This window comes from Micromonospora sp. NPDC050276, assembly GCF_044459545.1.
Taxonomy (GTDB): Bacteria; Actinomycetota; Actinomycetes; order Mycobacteriales; family Micromonosporaceae; genus Micromonospora.
Map to the genome: position 1 here is coordinate 14,538 of NZ_JBITJA010000019.1, position 19,469 is coordinate 34,006.

Annotated in this window: 16 protein-coding genes; 3 read left to right on the forward strand and 13 right to left on the reverse strand. The window is 69.5% G+C overall.

Annotated elements, in window-relative coordinates; genetic code table 11:
• Positions 1-74 precede the first annotated feature (74 nt).
• From ACIBF8_RS28885 to ACIBF8_RS28915, 7 genes are all read right to left on the reverse strand, one after another.
• A complete protein-coding gene (locus tag ACIBF8_RS28885; RefSeq protein WP_396787076.1) occupies positions 75-1,496 on the reverse strand; it encodes an MFS transporter in 1,422 nt (473 codons plus the stop codon).
• A 275-nt stretch (positions 1,497-1,771) separates the two neighbouring features.
• Positions 1,772-2,836, reverse strand: coding sequence for an MBL fold metallo-hydrolase (locus ACIBF8_RS28890; protein ID WP_396787077.1), 1,065 nt, complete (start codon positions 2,834-2,836; stop codon positions 1,772-1,774).
• 810 nt (positions 2,837-3,646) lie between these two features.
• Positions 3,647-5,062, reverse strand: a complete 1,416-nt coding sequence (locus ACIBF8_RS28895; RefSeq protein ID WP_396787078.1) for an aldehyde dehydrogenase family protein — start codon at positions 5,060-5,062, stop codon at positions 3,647-3,649.
• Between the two features lie 164 nt (positions 5,063-5,226).
• Entirely contained in the window at positions 5,227-6,060 is an 834-nt protein-coding gene (locus ACIBF8_RS28900; RefSeq protein ID WP_396787079.1) for an MBL fold metallo-hydrolase, read from the reverse strand.
• A gap of 10 nt (positions 6,061-6,070) precedes the next feature.
• Complete coding sequence (locus ACIBF8_RS28905; protein ID WP_396787080.1) at positions 6,071-6,289, reverse strand: hypothetical protein; 219 nt, start codon at positions 6,287-6,289, stop codon at positions 6,071-6,073.
• Positions 6,290-6,303: 14 nt separating this feature from the next.
• A complete protein-coding gene (locus tag ACIBF8_RS28910; protein WP_396787081.1) occupies positions 6,304-7,425 on the reverse strand; it encodes an NAD(P)-dependent alcohol dehydrogenase in 1,122 nt (373 codons plus the stop codon).
• Positions 7,426-7,998: 573 nt separating this feature from the next.
• A complete protein-coding gene (locus ACIBF8_RS28915; RefSeq protein ID WP_396787082.1) occupies positions 7,999-8,529 on the reverse strand; it encodes a MarR family winged helix-turn-helix transcriptional regulator in 531 nt (176 codons plus the stop codon).
• A gap of 379 nt (positions 8,530-8,908) precedes the next feature.
• Between ACIBF8_RS28915 and ACIBF8_RS28920 the strand changes: the two genes are divergently transcribed.
• From ACIBF8_RS28920 to ACIBF8_RS28930, 3 genes are all read left to right on the forward strand, one after another.
• Positions 8,909-9,034, forward strand: coding sequence for a hypothetical protein (locus tag ACIBF8_RS28920; RefSeq protein WP_396787083.1), 126 nt, complete (start codon positions 8,909-8,911; stop codon positions 9,032-9,034).
• Between the two features lie 633 nt (positions 9,035-9,667).
• On the forward strand, positions 9,668-10,189 hold the full coding sequence (locus ACIBF8_RS28925) for a hypothetical protein (protein WP_396787084.1): 522 nt from the start codon (positions 9,668-9,670) through the stop codon (positions 10,187-10,189).
• Between the two features lie 134 nt (positions 10,190-10,323).
• Positions 10,324-10,512, forward strand: a complete 189-nt coding sequence (locus tag ACIBF8_RS28930; RefSeq protein WP_396787085.1) for a thiazolylpeptide-type bacteriocin — start codon at positions 10,324-10,326, stop codon at positions 10,510-10,512.
• 199 nt (positions 10,513-10,711) lie between these two features.
• Here ACIBF8_RS28930 and ACIBF8_RS28935 read toward each other — a convergent pair whose 3' ends face one another.
• Genes ACIBF8_RS28935 through ACIBF8_RS28960 form a run of 6 tightly spaced genes read right to left on the reverse strand, consistent with a single transcriptional unit; the run spans position 10,712 to position 19,466 of the window.
• The gene (locus ACIBF8_RS28935; protein WP_396787086.1) at positions 10,712-12,685 is read right to left on the reverse strand and encodes a TOMM precursor leader peptide-binding protein; all 1,974 of its coding nucleotides are present in this window, start codon (positions 12,683-12,685) and stop codon (positions 10,712-10,714) included.
• Entirely contained in the window at positions 12,682-13,437 is a 756-nt protein-coding gene (locus ACIBF8_RS28940; RefSeq protein WP_396787087.1) for an ABC transporter permease, read from the reverse strand. The genes ACIBF8_RS28935 and ACIBF8_RS28940 overlap by 4 nt, the downstream gene beginning before the upstream one ends.
• Entirely contained in the window at positions 13,434-14,402 is a 969-nt protein-coding gene (locus ACIBF8_RS28945) for an ABC transporter ATP-binding protein (protein WP_396787088.1), read from the reverse strand. Before ACIBF8_RS28945 ends, ACIBF8_RS28940 begins: the two co-directional genes overlap by 4 nt.
• Positions 14,399-15,634: a hypothetical protein gene (locus ACIBF8_RS28950; protein ID WP_396787089.1), complete on the reverse strand. Its 1,236-nt coding sequence runs from the start codon at positions 15,632-15,634 to the stop codon at positions 14,399-14,401. The genes ACIBF8_RS28945 and ACIBF8_RS28950 overlap by 4 nt, the downstream gene beginning before the upstream one ends.
• Positions 15,631-16,689, reverse strand: coding sequence for a thiopeptide-type bacteriocin biosynthesis protein (locus tag ACIBF8_RS28955; protein ID WP_396787090.1), 1,059 nt, complete (start codon positions 16,687-16,689; stop codon positions 15,631-15,633). Before ACIBF8_RS28955 ends, ACIBF8_RS28950 begins: the two co-directional genes overlap by 4 nt.
• The gene (locus tag ACIBF8_RS28960; protein ID WP_396787091.1) at positions 16,686-19,466 is read right to left on the reverse strand and encodes a lantibiotic dehydratase; all 2,781 of its coding nucleotides are present in this window, start codon (positions 19,464-19,466) and stop codon (positions 16,686-16,688) included. Before ACIBF8_RS28960 ends, ACIBF8_RS28955 begins: the two co-directional genes overlap by 4 nt.
• Positions 19,467-19,469: the final 3 nt, after the last annotated feature.

The following is a 19,469-nucleotide window of genomic DNA, read 5'->3' on the forward strand; positions in this document are numbered from 1 at the left end:
GGCCCCGGGCACCGACCCATGCCTCGGCGTGACGAGCGTGCTCGACGTACATACGCCGGCGGCCTCACCGTTCTTCACCTGTACTGCCGGCTGCGCGCTGTCGGGCCTGCGCCGCCTGGCCCGGGTAGCAGCGTGGCGACTGCGAGCGCGGCCAGACCCGCGATGCCCAGGACCGCGAAGCCGTACGTGTAGCCCGTTTCGGCAGGCGGTCCGGCGGCGGGGGTGTGCGCACCGATGATCGCCGTCATCAGCGCCACGCCGAGCGATCCGCCGATGGTGCGCACGTTGGCAGTGACGCCGTTGGCCACGCCGGTCTGTTCGGGGCGGACCGCGGCCACGATGACGTTCGTCATCGTGGAGAACCCGATCCCGAGCGAACCCCCCAGCAGCGTGAGAGCGACCGGCACCAGCCAGCGGCTGTCGTGCCCGAAAGCGAGCAGGGCGATCGCGGCGGCGTTCAGCGCCGACGCGGCGACGAGCACCTGCCGGGCGCCGAAGTGGCGGGCGAGCGGCGCCGAGGCGAGCCCGGCGAAGAACATCGTCACCGTCATCGGCAGCAGCATGAGGCCGGCTTGGGTGACGCTGGCCCCGAACCCGTACCCGGCTTCGGGCGGCGTCTGCACGAAGACCGGTAGGAAGGTCATGACAGCGAACAGGGCGATGCCGAACAGCAGCGAGACGAGGTTGGTGGTCCACACCGCGGGCAGGCGCATCATCCGCATGTCGATCAGTGGCCGATCCGAGCGGTTCTCGACAGTGAACCAGGCGATCGCAAGCAGCACCGCCGCCGCGAGCGGCGTCATCACCGCGGGGGAGGCCCAGCCCCAGCGGGTGGCCTGGCTGAGCGGGACCAACAGCGCGACCAGCCAGCCGGCCAGTAGCCCGGTGGCTAGCCAGCTGATGGGGCTGGGGTTGCGCGACGGTGAGGGTGGCACGACGGCGTGCGCCGCCACGGCGGCGGCCACGGTCAGTGCCGCCGGGATCCAGAACAGCGCCCGCAGGCCGAAAGCGTCGGTCAGCGGTCCGGCCAAGACGATGCCTACGCCGCCGCCGACCGCCGCGAGAGCGGCCGCGATGCCGACGGCGTTCGGTGCTTTCTCCTTCGGGATCTCGTCGCGGATGACGCCGAAGGCCAGCGGCAGCACGCCGCCGCCGACGCCCTGCACCACTCGCCCGGCGAGCATGAGTTCGATGCCGGGCGCCAGTGCTGAGAGCACCGAGCCCACGGCCAGGGCGGCGAGGGAGACGACGAGCAGACGGTCCTTGCCGTAGCGGTCGCCGAGCCGACCGACCACCGGCGTGCAGACCGACGCCGAGAGCAGGAACGCGGTCATGACCCACGTGATCAACGTGGGTGTCGTGCCCAGCTCTTCCTGCAGTGCCGGCAGCACCGGGCTGATCAGCGATTGGAGCAGCGCGAACGAGAAGACGGCGAGCAGGACCACCGCCAGGATGACGCGCGGGTTCGGGATCCGGGATGGGAGGTGTGATGGCATGGTGCGGCCAATCGGGGTGAGGGGTGAAACCCGGCGGGGGGGGGGCCCCCCCCCCCCCCCCCCCCCCGGGGGCCCCCCCGGCCCCCCCCCCCCCCGGCCCCCCCCCGGGGGGGGGGGGGGGGGGGCGGGGGGGGGGGGGGGGGGTGGGGGGGGGGGGGCCCGGGGGGGGGGGGGGGCCCCCGGGGGGGGCCCGCCCCCCCCCCCCCCCCCCCCGCCGGGGAGGACCGCGTCGTGCCCTGCACGACGGGCCACGGTCCTTGCGAGGACTGGTCGGATCAGGCGATGTACGCGGGGCCGCCGTTGCCCTCGGCCTGGTAGCCGTGGTGAGTCCGCTCGGTGCGGGTGGTCTCCGCGACCGTCCAGGCGTGGTACTTGGTCCACACCGTGGCGCCGGCCAGGCGCTCAGGCCAGGTCTGGCCGTTGGAGGTGGTTTTGGTGAGGGTCTTCTCGGTGGCGTAGTTAGCGATCGAGTTGATCCAGTTTTCGGCGCCGACCATCTGGTTCTCCCGGCCGAGGCCCACGACGAACCCCTGCAGCGCCTCCGCGTTGCTCATCTCCCACAGTGCCTCCTTGGAGAAGTTCAGCAGGTCGTGCCAGTACTCACGCACGACCTCCACGTCCTCGCGGGTGCCCCAACGGGAGATGTGTCCACCGATCAGCGCCTTGAAGTCGTACGACAGGATGTCGTCGTGGGCCTGGTAGAACCCGCTGATGTTCTCCGACACGTCCGCGTGCGCGAACGTCACCGATCCGGGGCTCACAATGTCGATCTTCGTGAGCACCTTCTGCGCGGGCCCGTAGATGTAGATGTTGCCCGGGCAGTGGTCGGCGCCCTTGTAGGACAGCTCCAGCTTGGTGCCGCCCACCTCGAGGGTCGCGTCCTTGCTGAACGTCTCGGTCGGCAGTGGACGGTACTTGTCGGGGAAACGGGCCAGCAACTCGCGGGTGATGTCATGCGCGATGATCTTCACCTTGGGGCCGAACTGGGACGCCGAGCCGATGTGGTCGGAGTGCCAGTGGCTGTAGATGAGGTGTGTGATGGGCTCCTTGGTCACTGACCGGACCGCCGCCTGCAGGTTCTCGCCGAGTCCCGGCGGGGCGTCGATCACAATCACCCCGTCGCCGGTCACCACGAAGCCGGCATCGTAGCCGGCAGGGCTGGTCACCCAGTAGAAGTTCCCGCCGTCGCCCACGTTCTCGGCGTGCCAGCCCTTCTCGTAGAAGGCCGGGTCGTTGAGGTATTCGGGCATGAACTGGTTCGGCGATGGAGCGTTCCCCTCGACCACGGCCTTCGGGAAGCCCCACTTGCTCGGGTAGAAGTCGCCGTACTTGCTCGCCATGTCTTGCCTTCCTTCTGTCTTCCTGTGCGTGCGGCGTGGCCGCCGCAGAGGGCGCCGCGCGTCGGACGCCGGGTCCGATCACTGCAGCTCGGCTTGCCTGGGACTCGCGGCTTCGACATCCGCGACATCTGCCGGCGTCACCCGTTGACGCAGCGAGAATGTTGCCCAGAACATTGTTTGCCCAACAATACATCTGTCCAGCAACGTGTTCACGGTGAGCTGCGTCTCTGGCGGGGCGGCGGAACCCTGCTGAGCCCGGTCGCGTCCCGTACGCGGCAGCCGCGCGTCGCCGGACGTGCTGAACCTGCCACTGCGCCTACCGGCCGTGCGGCCTGGGCCGCAGCGGGCCGGGACTGTTGCCCGAGGCCCGGTTCGAGCTCGACCTTCGCCCAGGGGGACGTGGAACGGCATCGGAAGGCCGGGGTAGCCGTGGGTGACGTGGGGCAGGGTGGCCAGGCGCCGCGCGCCACTGCCGCACAGGAGCGGGTGAGTGCACGGATCGGAGCGCTGACGGCAACCGGCCGAACGGGGGCAGCTGTCCGCCGCTGGCGGCAGACAGCTGCCCGATGTCGCGGATGCGGAGGAGCTCCGCCGCTCACCGTGGTGGCCAGCAACGCCTCCACGCCGAACGGTACGGCCAGCATGACGGGCCACTGCGAACCGGCAGGAAGGCTGCCCGCCTGTCCTGCCAGCGTCGCCTCCGGTCACACCGAGGCGTACGAGGTGCTGGTCCGGCTGGTAAGGGATTCAGGTCGGCCAGTGGTGAGTCTTCGGCGGTGGATCTGCTGTCCTTCGTGGCGCGGATCCGAGCTAGCTGGTGATTGCACGCGGTTCGAGGTTCGCCTCAAGTCCGTAGACGCCGTGCTCGCGGCCGATGCCGGACTGCTTCATTCCGCCGAACGGCGCCTCCGGGTCACCGAAGACCCGGTTGATGAGGACCGTGCCCGCCTCCACCTGCCGGGCGACGCGCTGCGCCCGCTCCGGGTCGCCGGAGAAGACGTGGGCCTGCAGCCCGTAGGGGGTGTCGTTGGCAATTTTGATCGCCTCCTCGTCGTCCTCGAAGGGAATGACGACGAGAACGGGGCCGAAGATCTCCTCACGGGCGATGCGCATCTGGTTGGTGACGCCGGTGAAGATGGTGGGCTTGACGAACCAGCCCTTATCAAGGCCCTCGGGCCGGCCTTCACCGCCGCTCAGCAGTCGTGCGCCTTCCTCCTGGCCGAGGCGGATGTAACTCTGGACGCGGTCGAACTGCTGTTGGCTGACCACTGGTCCGACGCCCGTCGACGGGTCCTGCGGGTCGCCGACCTTGAACGCGGACATGGCGGACTCGATGGCCTCGTGGACCTCGTCGAGCCTGCTCCGCGGGGCGAGGATCCGGGTGCCGGCGAAGCAGGTCTGGCCGTTGTTCAGGAACCCGGAGGCGAGCGCCGCGGGGACGGCGGAGGAGAGGTCCGCGTCGTCGAGCAGGATCGTCGGACCCTTCCCGCCGAGTTCGAGCGTGAGGCGCTTGAAGGTGTCGGCGGCGTTGCGCATGATCTGCTGGCCGACCGTGGTCGACCCGATGAAGCTGACCTTGGCTACATCGGGGTGTGACGTCAGGACGTTGCCGACCACGTCGCCGCGCCCGGTGACGATGTTGACCACGCCGGCGGGTACGTCCGCCGCGTCGAAGGCCTCGGTCATGATCTGCGTCTGGATCGCGCTGAGTTCGCTGGGCTTGACGACGACGGTGGCCCCGGCGGCGATGGCCTTCGCGACCTTCTGCGCCACGAAAACGACGTTGAGGTTCCACGGGGTGATCACCGCGGCGACGCCGATCGGTTCCATGACGACCGTGGTCGTACCACGGGTCTTGACGAACTCGTACGACTCGACGAGCTGTGCGGCTGCGTCGAACATCCCGGGTGCCAGGGGGAGGAGACTGTCGACAATGCCGCGTACCGCGCCGTACTCCTCGACCATGGCCGCCTTGAGGTCGTCGAGGCGCGCGGTGAACGAGGCGCTCAGGCGGTTCAGGATGGCGACGCGCTCCTCTTTGCTGGTCGTGGAGAAGCTGACGAAGGCGCGCTTGGCGGCCGCGACGGCGGCTCGGGCGTCCGTCTCGTCCGCGAGCCGCACTTCCCCGATCAGCTGTTCGGTCGACGGGTTGTAGAGCGCGGACAGTTCGGTCCCGTGGGGTGTCACGAACTGTCCGTCGAGGTAGATCTGGTCGATCTTTCGCATGGCTGGTACTCCTTCGGCTTTTGCTGGGACGGCATGAAGGGCCTTCTTCAGCACGAGCAGCGCGCGACCGGCACCGCGACGGTCGGCTGGCCGTCGCGGCCTGGGCTGGCCGGGTCCGGCGGGTGCCCGAGTGACCGCCCTCGGGCGCCCGTCGAGGCGAGGTGTCAGACGACGTACCAGGGGCCGCCGGTCCCGCGCCGTTGGTAGCCGTGGTGGGTCCGCTCCGTGCGGGAGGACTCCATGACGGTGTACGCGTGGTACTTGGTGAAGGGGGTGGCTCCGGCGAGCCGCTCCGGCCATGTCTGGCCGTTGGAAGTGACCTTGGAGAGGGTCTTGTCCACGATGTAGTTCACCATCGAGTTGATGAAGTTTTCAGCACCGACGAGCCGGTGCTCACGGCCCATGCCGTGATGGAAGCCTTCCAGCACGTCCCTGGTGCTCATCTCCTTGAGCGCCTCGTCGGCGAACCTACGCACGTCGTGCCAGTATTCGTGCGCCGCCTCCACGTCCTCACGGGTGCCCCATCGGGTGATGTGACCACCGACGAGCGCCTTGAAGTCGTACGAGAGGATGTCGTCGTGGGCCTGGTAGAACCCACTGATGTTCTCCGACGCGTCGGCGTGCATGAACGCCACCGAGCCCGGGCTGACGATGTCAATCTTGGTAAGGACCTTCTGGGCGGGCGCCCAGGCGTAGATGTTGCCCGGGCAGTGGTCCGCGCCCTTGTAGGACAGTTCGAGCCTGGTGCCGTTGACCTCGAGCGTCGCGTCGGTGGCGAACGTCTCGGTGGGCAGCGGCCGGTACGGGTCGGGGAACCGGGCTAGCAGTTCACGAGTGATGTCGTGAGCGATGATTTTGACTTTCGGCCCGAACATGGAGGCGGCGCCGATGTGGTCGGAGTGCCAGTGGCTGTAGATCAGGTGGGTCACCGGCTCGTCGCTGACGGACTCGATCGCCGCGAAGATGTTCTCGCCGAGCGGCGGCGGTGCGTCGATCACGATGGCGCCACTACCGGGTCAGCATGAACGCGGCCTCGTATCCGGAGGGGCTGGTGACCCAGTAGAAGCCGTCGCCCAACTCCTCCTTGTGCCAGCCCTTCTCGTAGAAGGACGGATCGTTGATGTGCTCGGGCATGAACTGCTGGGGGGAGGGTGCGTGCTCGCTGGGCACGGCCTTCGGGAAACCCCACTTCTGGGCGGCGTAGAACTCGCCGTATTTACCTACCATTTCGATGCACCTTCCTACTTGCCGGAGTCCGTGAACCGCAGGACCGGCTTGATGACATCGCCTTGGGCCGCGGAAGCGAACGCCTCGTCGATGTCGTCGAATCCGTAGAACCGAACCAGTCGATCGATGGGGAACCGGCCGGACTGGTACATCTTGATCAACTTCGGAATGAACAGCTGCGGGATGGAATCGCCCTGAACGATCCCGCGGACCGACTTGCCGAGTGCGAGCTTGGCCGCGGGGACCGTCGCGTCCCGGTTGCCGCCCGCGACGAGCCCGACCTGACCCATCGGCGCCAGCGAGGCGACCGCGTGGTCGAGCATGTCGGCGCGACCGGTGGTGTCCAGCACGAAGTCGACGCCGCGCCCGGTGAGACGCATGATCTCCCCGGCCACGTCGACCTGCCGCGCGTCGAGGGTGTGGGTAGCGCCCAACTCCTCGGCAAGGGTGAGTCGCTGTTGGTTCACGTCCACAGCGATCACCGTTCCGGCGCCGGTGGCGACCGCTGCCATCAGCGCGCCGAAGCCGACCGCCCCGGCGCCGAAGACGGCGACGGACGCGCCAGCCGGTACCTGGAACGAGTTCAGCACCGCCCCGGCTCCGGTCTGCAGGCCGCAGCCGAGTGGTCCCAGCAGTTCCAGGGGCGCATCGTCGGGGACCTTCACCGTGTTGCGCGCCGTCGCGAGGGCGTACGTGGCGAATGACGACTGGCCGAAGAAATGCCCGTTCACCTCGGCACTCGTGGTGTCCTCCGCGCCGACCCGGCGCAGTCCGCGGGTGCCGTCCAGGCGCGTCCCGGAGAAGTTCGCGGCCACCGCCCGGTCGCAGTAGGCGGGCTGCCCCCTCAGGCACTGCGCGCAGCGCCCGCACGACTGGTACGAGAGGACCACGTGATCGCCTGGCCGTAGATCGGTGACGCCCGGGCCGACCCGTTCGACGATGCCCGCCCCCTCGTGCCCGAGCACGATTGGCAGCGAAGCCGGGCTGTGTCCGTGCCACGCGTGCGCGTCGGTCTGGCAGATGCCTGTCGCGACGAGCTTCACGAGCACCTCATCAGTCCTCGGCTCGTCGAGCTCGAGTTCCTTCATGACGAACGGCTTCGACGCCTCTTCGGCTACCGCCGCGCGAATCCGCATGATGCCTCCTTTCGAAGACGCGGTCCGGGTCTGGCACCCGTTGGTGATCTTTGGCGCCGGACCGCGAGGCCAGCGACCGTCAGGACGGCGATCGGTTGGCTGACATGAAGTCTAGGAGACAGATGATTTGCCCAACAACATATGTGCGGGCAAACACACCTTGCGGGGGGAGGCTCGGGGCGCGGGCCACGACCAGCGCCGGTCTGAGCGGTCGCTGGCAGCGGATTCGCCGGACGGCTGCTCACCGTGCGGAAGAGCCCCGGTGCGCGGTGAACGCCGAGGTGTGCCCGCCGTGGGGGCGTGAGACGAGGCTGTCGTAATGCCCCCGTTGGGCGCGTATCGCCCTCGGACCGGCTACCCGCTGCCGAGTGCGACGCCGGGCGATCCGAGGGTCATCGAACTGATCGCGGCGGCCCGCAACAGGAGCCGAGCCACGGAGAGTGGACTACGTCGACGAGGGCGTCGGCATCGTGGTCCCGGCGATCCGACCGCACAGGTTTCCGGCGTTCGATCCGACCGCGTCGCAGAGTCGAGGGCGGTCTGGCGGCCGCTGCGGGCCGTTTTGGGTGCCAGTCAGGGGGCGGACTGCTCCATCGGGGGTAGGACGCTGGTCACTGCGGCGCAGGGGTCCGTCCCCGGTGCGGCAGCGTGGATCGCCTCGGCGGCGCGCTCGGCGAACTCGCGGAAGACGCCGCGCTGCTCCTCGGGTAGCCCGCCCAGCACGTGGTCCTCGGCATGGGCGACCCGGTGTTCGGCCTCGGCGAGTGCCTGGCGCCCGCGCTCGGTGGCCACGATCCGCCGGGCCCGCCGGTCGCGTGGATCCAACTGCCGCTCGATGAGGCCGGCGCTCTCCAGGTCGTCGATAACGTACGTCAGGACGCTGCGGTCGATCACCAGGCGGGCCGCCAGAGCGCCCTGCGTCGGCACCTCTTCGTGAACGACCACGGCCAGAATGTGGTAGCCCCGGCTCCCGTGCGGCAGGTCCGTCAACGCCTCCTCTACGTACTCGTGCCAGCGGCGCAGCACCATGCCCAGGGACCAGCCGAAGTTCGAACCGCGCTTGCGGTCGGCCGGCAGCTCGCACGCGTCGCTGGTAGCGGACATGCCTCCGATACTAGCAACCAGTGTGTTGATCAAACACAGTTTGTTCAGGCAGACCATTTGGTGATCGCTCATCCGTTCACTGGCTACCCGCTCCACCGTCCGCGCCGCCGGGAACGCCGTCCCGCCGGCGGTGACCGACGGGCACACCGGAAAGGAGGGCGTGGCTTGAGATCGTCGTCCCGGCCGTCACCCACCCCGGCACCGCGACCGCAGGGGAGGGGTGACGGCCTCATAGATATCCGGGAACTACGTGCCAGGCAGCTTCTTCCGTCTATTCGCCTGCGGTAGCCCGACCGCACAGTTAAGGAGTTCCGGACGGAACGGCCGGACGGACGAAGCAAGGAATCTGGGGGCCACAATGAAAAAGAATGCTCTGTTCGTGAGCATGCTCGCCGCCGTTATCGTGATCCTTTTCCCGGCCGCCGCGAATGCCGACTCCCCGACGAACCCAGACGCTCCCGCTATCCCTGTCGTCGAGAGCAGCAACTCGACGGCCTGGGACTGAGCACAGCGATCAATACTCGCCCTGCCGGCCTTGGCGGTCCGCAGTCGTGGGATCGACCCGCCATGAACGCCAGCGGAAGGCAGATGACCGATGACTGAAGCTGTACCGGTCACCCCCATCGCGGGATTGATCGTCGTCGGGCCGCGTTCAGAACACGTCCAACTGCACGAGCTGTTGACCGAGCGCACCGCGTTATGGCAGCGGACGCGGATCCTGACCGGTTCGGTGAGCGGTAAGCCGTGGACCGCCGGATCGGTCGAGGCCGCAGTGCGTGACGCCGTCCGATGCGTGGACGGGGCGGACGACAGCACGGCGGCGATCGTCGACCCGGAGCATCGGGTCACGACACTCCTCGTACTGCTCGGAGAGGGCCGGACCCGCTGGACCGGAATTCGGAGCTTGACGGATCTCGAATCGATGCCGGCGGCTACCCACGTACCGGGTCACGCCTTGGCGATTCTGGCACCGTGGGCCGGGTTGCTTGCGCCGGAACCGCTCACGACACACGATTCGACCCGATTCTCGGCAGCTGCGGTGCGGACGTCCGACCCCGCCCAGCCCCACTGCGGGCTGGGCTGGGCGACTGGGGCGGACCTGGCACTGCGGCACGCGATACTGGACAGCCTGCGGTCGATGTCGTCGAACGCGGTTCCGACATCTGGCCGCGCGGTAGCCGGCGCCTCGGGGGCGACGGAGTGGACGTGGCTCTTGGACGGCTCGCTCACCCTGCTGACCGCGTACAGCCGGGACCGCCGGCGGCACTCCCTGCCGGACACCGGCTTCGACGTCGTCACCCGCCATATCCCGCAGTTCAGCGGGGCGCTGCGGCTCGCCGCCGTCGTCCGTCGGTCGTCCAGTGCCGTCGTGGCGGCAGCCTGGGGGCGGCAGACCGAGGAGGCGATCGACTACGCCCTCACCGCGGCCCGGACCCGAGATCTCCTGCTCCCCGGTACTCGCCGAGCAGCCGTCCCGAGCCCGCCGGAAACCGCTTCGCTCATTAGCGCCCTGTCCCCGGGCGACGTCCGGCGGCTGCTACACGACATCCACGCCACCGTTTTCGGCACCTCTGGCCGGCGGGTGCTGGGGATCCGGGTCGCAGCCGACGCGCTGCTCGGTCCGCAGGACCTGGCCTGGGGGCCAGTATGGCTCGGCTGAGCCGGTCACCTGTGATGTCAGTGGAGTGACAGCGAGACGTAGGTCGATCGGCTACCGGCACGCGATGGAATGGTCTCAGTCACCAAGGCGGGCCGAACCGGAACGGACGGCCCAGACATCGCTGAGGAGTAGCAATGAACATCGACGACAAGACCAACCTGGCCGACCTGGCGAACGAGATCCTCGAGCTCGAGTCGGAGACCTTCGAGATCTCGGACTACTCGGACGCGAGCGGTGTCCTGCTGGCCGTGGCCGCCTCGTGCAGCACGAGCTCCACCAGTACCTGCTCCAGCACCACCAGCACCACCTCCTGCTCCGCCTGATCGTCCCTCGACCAGCCTGAGGGCCTTGCCCTCTCCCGAAGAGCCCTCTCGGACGAAGACCGTCCGAGAGGGCTCTTCGGCGTGTCAGCACGGTGGCAACAGGCGTGGCAGCAGCAGGACCGGTCGAAACAGGACCGGCACGAACAGTGCGGCGCCCCGCCGGAGATGGACCGGCGGGGTGCACGCGCCCTACGAGTGCTCAGGGGAACGGGTGCGGGACCGTCCGAAGGTCGCGATCGGTCAGGTCGCTGGTGCGCAGGCCGGCCAACCGGGGCGCGGAGCGCAGCCGAGGCATCTGCAGCGCCCGTTGCCTGGTCCAGCCGAAGTCGATCGGCAGCAGGCCGGGAACGATCGTCGACACCGTGTGCAGGCCCATGCGGCGCTGTTCCGGGGTGGTCTGGTCGACCACGATCACGTCGAAGCCGGTGCGTTCCAGTTCGCGCTGGCAGGTACGGAGGTCGAGCAGGAGGTCTCGGGAGCCCGGGTCGCCTGGGGGCCGGATGTCCTGGATCGAGCAGTGGCTGACCGGTTCGAGGTAGCTACGCGCGTGCTCGGTCATCCGTGGCAGGCCGAACAGTTGGGGGTGGTCGCCCAGGTTGGCGCAGAGGTTGTAGTCGTCCGCCATGGCGTCGAGTTCGTGCGAGCGCTCGTCGACCTGCCGGGACAGGTGGGGAATGTAGGTGAGCACCTCCGACAGCGCACCCTCGACGGCTGTCTCCGGGTTGAGGCTGGCGCCAGCGGCGAAGGCGAGGGCGCCGGCACCGCCGTCGCGGCGGACCGCGAGGCCGGTGACGACGGGTACGGCCAGGTCGACCCGGCTGTCGAAGGCGTGGACGTCGTAGCCGCGGAAGGCCGCCCGGTCCACCATGGCGCGGACGGCGGGGCTGCGGCACGAGTCGAGATCGATCTCGGTGACCGCCAGGTTGCCGTACCAGTTGAGCAGGAACGCGTCGCGCTCGATGAGTTCGAGCAGGCCGAAGAGGATCGCCTCCTCCAGGCAACCGCCGATCGCGCAGCCGTTGGAGGATTCGTAGACGAAATTGTCGGCGGCCTGCCCGGAGGCGTAGTACGTGAGGCGGGCCGGCACGAGCACGGGCCGGTCATCACGAAGGGAGTAACCCCACACCCACGGTATCGGTCGGTCCGGGGCGAACGGCGCGACCATGGGATCGGTCCGGTACGTCTGCGCCGAGTACTCCCCGCAGCTGCGCGGGTCGAGCGCGGTGTCCCCCAGGTCGGTGTACGCGGCGACGACCGGATCGGCGCGGCGTCGCTGGTGGGTGCCGGCGTACCGTTCGAGCCCCTCCAGATACGCGAGGTCCTTGCTGGTGCGGAAGGAGTTGGCCTGCCCGCTCCAGCTAAAGTTGACGAGCCCGGCGTACCCGCGGATGAAGACGCTGCCGGTGACCGGCGAGGTGGTGGGCGAGGTGACGTCGAGCCAGCTGCCGGCGCCCAGGCTGCCGCAGACCGGGTTGGCCATCGCCCCGGTGGCCAGCGGGTACGACGTTGTCGAGGTGAGCCGGTAGCTGCCCGGGTCCGGCTTGGGGCGGGACACCAGGTCGAGAGTGGCCGATTGCGGGGTGGTCTCTTCGAGCGGCGCGCAGTTGGGGCAGAGCGGATCGGTTAGCAGCGGGAACGTGAGCACGTGCAGTGTCTGGAGGTCGATCCGGGTGACCTGCGGCAGGCTGAGGTCCGCGGTCGCGTGCCAGCCTCCGGCGGCCCGCCGACCGACGACCCCGGACCGGCCGAGGACGGCCGCCTGGTACACCGACCAGACGGCGTCCACGACGTAGTCCGGGACGACCGGCCAGGTGCCGGCCGGGATGACGGTCTGACCGTGTTCGAGGGCCTCCCGTTCGGATCTGGTCCGCAACCGCTGCCACCGCATTGCGAGGCACTGACCGCAGGCCTGGGCGTCCGAGACGCCGCCCCACGGGCCGACGAGCACGGCCTGGGCGGTGAGATGCACGTCCGCGGCGCCGCGTACGGGCGCGAGCCGGGTGGCGGGCGCACCGAACACGTCGACCGCGCCGATGGTCTGCACCGCCGGTCCGGGGCCGTGCGGGGCGTCCCCGACGTCGCGTCGGAACCGGTCGGAGAGTGCTTGCTGCAGGGTCAGCCGGGCGAACTCCATCGGGACGGGGCGAGTGTCGGCTCGCGTCGTCGTGCTCACGAGTTGTTGCTCCAGCGAAAGGTCCTCACTGCGAGGAAGCCGAAGACGAGGGTGAACCCGGCCAGGGCCGCACTGCTAAGGCCGATGGTCGCGAGGTCGCCGCTGCCGGTGAGGGCGGCCGAGATGCCGTCGTTCATGTAGCGCAGTGGCAGGACTCGGGAGACGTTCTGCAGCCACGCGGGCATGAGATCGATCGGCAGGAACGAGCCCGACAGGAATGCCATCGGCACCATGATCGAGTTGGCGATGGCGGCGACGGCCTCGGGGGTGTTGGCGCGGGATCCGACGACGACGCCCATGGAGAGGAACGCCGTGACGCCGAGCAGCAGCACAGGCAGGGCGAGCGGCCAACTGCCGGCGAGGGTGAGGCCGAACACCGGCAGCAGAGCCACGCCGACGAAGAGCACCGCCTGCACCAGGCCGATCACCAGCGCGCCCGTGTAACGCGAGGCGAGCACCGTGGTCAGTGGTGTGGGCGTCATCCGGATCAGGCGCAGGATGTCGTCGTTGCGCCACTGCATGAGCGTGAACGCGATGCCGAAGAGGGCGGCGTTGCCAACGCCCCAGGAGAGCACGCCGGGTGCGATGTAGTCGATGTAGCTTCGCCCGGAGCCCTCCACCTCCTGCCCCGCGAAGATCAGGCCGAAGACCACCAGGAACAGCAGCGGGAAGGCGAACGTGAAGAACACGGTGGTCTTGTCGCGTACGGATGCCTTGTAGTTGGCCGTGCTCAGCGCGGCGAATGCGGTCATGAGCGCGTCTCCGATCCAGTGAGCTCCAGGTAGACGTCCTCGAGGGTGGCGGTGCGGGTCTGCACCTCGTCGAGGCCGATGAGATCGCCGACGGCCGCCAGGGTGGCACCGGCCGCGGTGGTCTCCAGCACCACGGAGCCCCCCTCGACGCTGACCCGGATGACGCCGGGAAGAGTCCCGGCCTGGTCGGTGGAGAGCTGGCCGACCGGCACCATGACGCGGGTGGGTACGTGCGCCGCGCCGACGAGCCGGTGTGGGGTGTCGAGCGCGATGACGGAGCCGGAGACGACGATGGCGACGCGGTCGCAGAGCGCCTCGGCCTCGTCGAGATGGTGCGTGGTGTAGACGATTGTGCGGCCCTGCGCCTTCAGGTCGCGCAGCACCTGCCACAGGTCACGGCGAGCCTGCGTGTCGAGCGCCGCGGTGGGCTCGTCGAGAAAGACGAGTTCCGGCCCGTGGATGAGGGCGCCGGCGATGGCGAGCCGCTGCCGCTGACCGCCGGAGAGATCCCCGACCCGCTTGTCCGCCTCCCCGGTCAGCCCGACCAGCTTCAGTGCGGGGCCGGCCGCCGTGGCTGGCAGTCCGTACAGGGCGGCCACCGTCGCAAGGTGCTCGCGGGCGGTCAGCCGGGCGAAGAACGCGCTCTTCTGCGTCTGCAACCCGAGGCGGGGCAGCAGTGCCACGTTGCGGGGCCACGGGGGCATCCCGAGCACCTGGATCGTGCCGGCGTCCGCCTGGCGCAGGCCCTCCATGATCTCGATCAAGGTCGTCTTGCCGGCGCCGTTGGGGCCGAGGATGCCGAAAAACTCTCCACGTCGGATGGTCAGCGAGATGCCGTCCACGGCCTGCACGTCGCCGTACCGCTTCCGGACGCCGTCCAACACGACGGCCGACTCGGCGACTGCCTCCACGATGGGTTCCTCACTGCTCAGTGTCGAAAGGTCGATGGCGTGCGTCGTGGTCATTTCCGGACCTCTCCTCTCCGGCCGTCGGCCGGCTTGCGGGTCCCCGTGAACGACGTGCGGGGCACCACGAAGAACATCCCGATCAGTACGGCGAGCCCGGCCGAGATGGCCCCGGCGACGGGCCCGAAGTGGGCGGTGGCAACACGTTCCGCGACCAGCGCGACGATCGTCACGATGCTCGTGACCAGGGCGGCCGCGCCCAGGGCGTACCCGGAGTAGGCGATCCGGGCGGACCGGGGGTATCCCGCCAGGCCCGGTCCGCGGCCGACCAGACCGGCCAGCGCCCGGCCGGCGAAGCGCCGGCTGCCACTGGCGTAGCGCAGCATGCCCAGTGAGTGAGCGAGCATCTTGTAGCCGTCCATCGGTGGCAGCGGCAGCAGAAACAGCGCGGCCTGGGCGAGCCCCAGCAGCAGGAACGCGCCGAGCAGCGCCCGGGCCGGCTCCCGTTCCGGCACCAGCAGCCAGGCCGGCAGCACCGGCAGCAGCAACAGCAGGTTCACCAAAATGCCGGCCGATGCGGTCGTCACCTGCTGGCGGCGGGTCCGCAGGAACAGGTAGTCGTCGATCCGGCAGTACATCACCACCATGGGCAGCTGCCAGCGGATCCCGATCTCACCGACCGTACCGCCGAAGTGGTGCGCCACCACGCCGTGCCCGAGTTCGTGCAGGCCCATGGTGACCCACAGCGCGGTGGCGACGGCCATCAGCGCGAACGGGTTGTCGAGCACCCTGGCGGTGTCGGCGACCAGGGCGGGCCCGTGCCACACCACACCGGCCAGCATCAGCAGGGTCGCCGCGAACGCGGGGACGAGGAACCAGCCGCGGAACGTGAACCCGAAGAGGCGGTGCAGGCTGGCCGTGGTGGCGGTGGCGTCGCTGACCAGCCGTAGCGAGCCGCCGAGGAGCTTGCGCCGGGCCGCCGCCGGCGGGTCGACCGTCGGCACCGGGCCCCCTTCGATGAGGCCCCGGGCGGCCAGCAACCCGAGGAGCTGCTGCCAGGCCGCCGGGCCGAGCGAACGACCGAAGGTCCGGCCGTACGCCTCGGCGATCTCCTCGCGCGACGTCACACCGTCGAGCCGAACGAGGACGAAGTGCTCCCTCAACCCGATCTCGAACGTCTTCCCCGCGACGGGATCCCGGACCAGGTGGACCGACGTACCGTCCCGCAGGTAGCGCCGGCTGATCTGGATGTCGGTGCGCACCGCCGGCCCGGCGGCGACGGCGGTGGTCATGCCCCCTCGCCATGCTCGCGCAGCGCCCGACCCAGCAGGTACGACAGGTACGCCTCGTCGGTGATCGTGACGTGCAGCCGGTTGTTGGTCATGTGCATGTACGGCGACAGCAGCAGCGGCAGCGCGATCTGCGGGTCCGTGGGGATCTCGTCGCGGGTGTCGTCCCAGGACCGGAACACTAGCTGCCCGCGCTCGGCCAGCTCGGCCGCCCGGCGGCGCAGCTCAAGGCAGTGTTCCGCCCAGCCGCGCAGCAGCCCGGGGAGGTCTCGACCCCCGCTGGTCCGCAGTGAGTGCCGGATCTCGGCGAAACGCCGGCCGATCTGAGCACCCATCGCGGCGTACTGCTGCTGGTACTCCTCATCGCCCGCGTAGTTGGTGTCCGAGAACGCGGTGCGCCAGAACTTGTGGTACCGGTTCAGATAGTCGACGAGGTCGTCGGTGTCCGGCAGGAAGCACGCCGACATCACCATCATCAGCTGCGCCGACGTGCCGAGCAGCACGGTGCGCAGGTGCAGGTTCTTCGTGCGGATGGCGTCGACGACCATCTCGCTCGAGTGCGCGAAGTGCCACTCCGCGAGCTCGATCCCGGCCTCGCCGCCGTACTTGCCGTACTCCGGCTCGTACGGCTCGTAGCTGTAGGTGTTGTTTTCGCGCAGGTTCATCCGGCCGTCGCGACGCAGGTAGCTGGATTTCTCGTCGGCGGAGAACTCCATGTCGAACAGGGAGTTGTAGAAGTCCTCCAAGAATCCGGCGTCCACCTGGTACAGCGCCGGCCGGACCCGCAGGTACTCGGTGATGGCCGCCTCGGCTCGCCGCTTCACCTCGGCGGTGGCCGCCACGGTCGCCGGCTTGAGCCGCAGCCGTACGTGCGGTCCCTCAAGCCAGTAGTTGATGAAAAAGTGACCGGCGATCAGCCCGTCGGCCTGGAGTCCGTCGATCAGTGGACGCACGCACTGCACGAGCAGCGGCTGCGGGTTGGCCGCGTAGTAGATGTGGATGGCCTGCCACTCGCCGGTGGTCACGTCCGTCACGGGGTCGATGAGGGTCTGCGTCATGGCTGCCCGTCCTGTCGCATCGCGGGGGGAAGGATCGAAGGGGAACGGAGGGTCTCGACGGCCAGCTCGGCGACGTGCTCGCCGCGGCTCGACCGCACGTGCAGCGCGTCCTCGTCGGGGAGCATCTCGCGGAACACCACCCGCGCTCCCGGGCTCTGCAGCAGTCCGTCGAGGGCGTACAGGGAGAGGTAACTGGCGAAGTCCACGTACTGCGGCTTGCCGCTGCGCGACCGGCCGTCCCCGGAGGTCTCGGTGACCGTGGCGAAGGTGCGCTCCGGCAGGCCGTGCGCTCGCCGCCAGCGCTGCCACGCCAGGAACCAGTCCTCGTCGGCGACCTGCGGCGAGAGCCGGGGCAGGTCCTGGCCGCCGACGGTCCAGGCCCGGCGGCTCAACACCAGGTTGCGATGGCGCACCCGTGGCCGGTACCGCACCCCGTCGCGCGGTTCCCCTTCGGGCACTCCGCCCCACAGGTTGACCGGGGCCAGCGACGACGGCGACAGCAGCAGCAGGGTCCGGGGGATCTCCGGAAGCGCCAGCGGCACCAGGTAGCCGAGGTAGACCGGGATGACCTCGCGGCCCAGCCGGTGTGACCGCAGCACCAGGCGTCCCTCGGCCACGTCGTGCTCCAGGTGGAGATCGTCGAGGTGTAGTTGGTCCTCGGCCGGCACGGAGCTGGTCTCGCCCGGACACACGATCTGGTAGCGGGTCAGCCGCCCGTGCAGGTTGAGGTTGGTGACCACCGCACCACCGGTGATCTCCGCGAGGACCGCCCCGTCCGGTTCGATCTCTCCCGCCTGCCGCAGCAGTTGTTGCGCCAGCCCGTCCGGCTCCAGCTCGTCCCGGGGCGCGTCGAAGCAGTGGGTGAAGCGGCTGAACGGGAAGAACAAGCCGCCGTACGACTGGTTCAGGACCGCGACCGGATCACCGGGCCGGTCCGCCAGCTGGACGAAGTGGCTCTGCGGGGCGAAACGTGTGGTTACCGGGGTCAGGTGTGCGGCGACGGCGTCGACCGTCTCCTCGTCGAGCCGGACCTCCGCCGCGTCCGCGGCCCCGGCCCAGACCGCGCGCATCCGGACGACCAGCTCGCGGCGGGCGTCGTCGAGGGCCGTGATGCCGGGCAATCGCAGCCAGTTCACCTCCGGGACGTACTCGCCGTCCTCGAACGCCTTCGGACGTCCGTTGAACGTCAGGTACTGGTCGAAGAAGTCCTCGTGGAAGTCGTGCACCAACTTCAACAGGTCATCGCAGTGCCCGCCGCGGCCGTACCGGGCCAGGAAGTACCCGGTGAACGTGATCCGCTGGGGCAGGGTCACGTCGAACGCCGGCAGGATCCGTTCCACCGACCGCAGCGAGTCCGCGAGCAGCCCGGACCACGCCTGCCGGTCGAGCACGAGGTCGTCGACGCCGGCCCGGACGTCCTCGTACAGCAGGGTCCGGGGCAGCGTCGCGTCCTCGTCACCGAGGCTCGTTTGCAGCTCGTGCAGACTGGCGCGCAGCCGCCCGAGCAGCTCCCGGCGTTCGGCGTGGCCCGCGAGCGCGTACCGGTCGACATACGAGATCGGCTCGGTCAGCCCGTCGGCCAGCTGATTCGCCCAGGGGCGCTCGATCGCCCGCAGGGCCTCCTGGAAACCGCGCAGCGGGTCACGGCTGTGCACGTCCGTCTGCAGGCACGGGAACTGCAGCATGCCGAGTTGCAGGAGCGCGGCAAGGTACCGGTCGCACTCGTCGGCGGTCGCCCGCTCCGTGGCCGCGAGCCATCCGGTGAGCTGACCGAACGAAACGCCCGGGGTGCGCTTCATCATCCGCAGCATGCGTTCGAGAACGCCCGTACGCTGCAGGAAGTAGAGCCGGTCGGAGGCTGCGTCGAACGTCACCGCGGCGTTGTCGTCACCCGTGGTGACCCAGCGGCGGACGAAACGTACGCGGTCTTCGTCGTTGCGCCATCCGGTGGCTGCCTGGACCGGCAGGTCCGCGCGACGCTGCGGGTCGGCCAGGACGAGTTCGGCGAGCCGACCCAGTACGACCACGTTCAGCCGGGGATGACCGGACCAGTCGTCGGCCACCGCCACGCGGTGCCCGGCGTCGGCGGTCTCCGCGAGCCGTCCCACCCCGACCGCCGTGAACGTGCTGAACGGGCTCGGCTTGCACGCCGTCCGGTACAGATAGGACAGCACCGAGCGAGTGATCCGCCGCTCCTTCTTGCCGGGTCGGTCAGCGCGACCATCGATGAACGCGTCGAGCTGCGAGTCCAGCGACGGCGAGGCGAGCAGCACACCTCGGCGTAGCCGGTCCTCGGCGGCCAGCTGACGCAGCCGCGCCGTCGTGCCGGACGCCTCCGTGCCGACGATCCGCTCACCGTCGGCGCGCAGGTCGTTCAGCCTGCGCCGGGCCGCCAGCCAACTGGTGAGCCGCTCGGCGGTGGCGGCATTCAGTCGGGTCAGCAGGGTGACGGCGGCATCCGCGTCCTGGGGCAGCCGGTTGTTGAACACCTGTCGGCGCAGCCGCAGCAACTGCCGGCGGACGAGGTCGTCGTCGTTGTCGTTGACCATGCCGTGGAGCAGGTCGCTGAGGTGGCTCGCCGTCTCGGCCAGCGACTCCTCCTCGTGCAGCACCTCCTCGGCCCAACGGCGGCTGTCCGGGCAGCGAAGGGCACCGACGGTGACCAGGGGCAGGCCCGCGACCCGGGCCATCAGTCGAGGTTGCAGGGTCCAGCGGGTTGCCGCCGGCCGGCCGGCGGTAGCGGCGGGTTGGAGATCGGGTTCGGTGGTCAGGGTCATCAC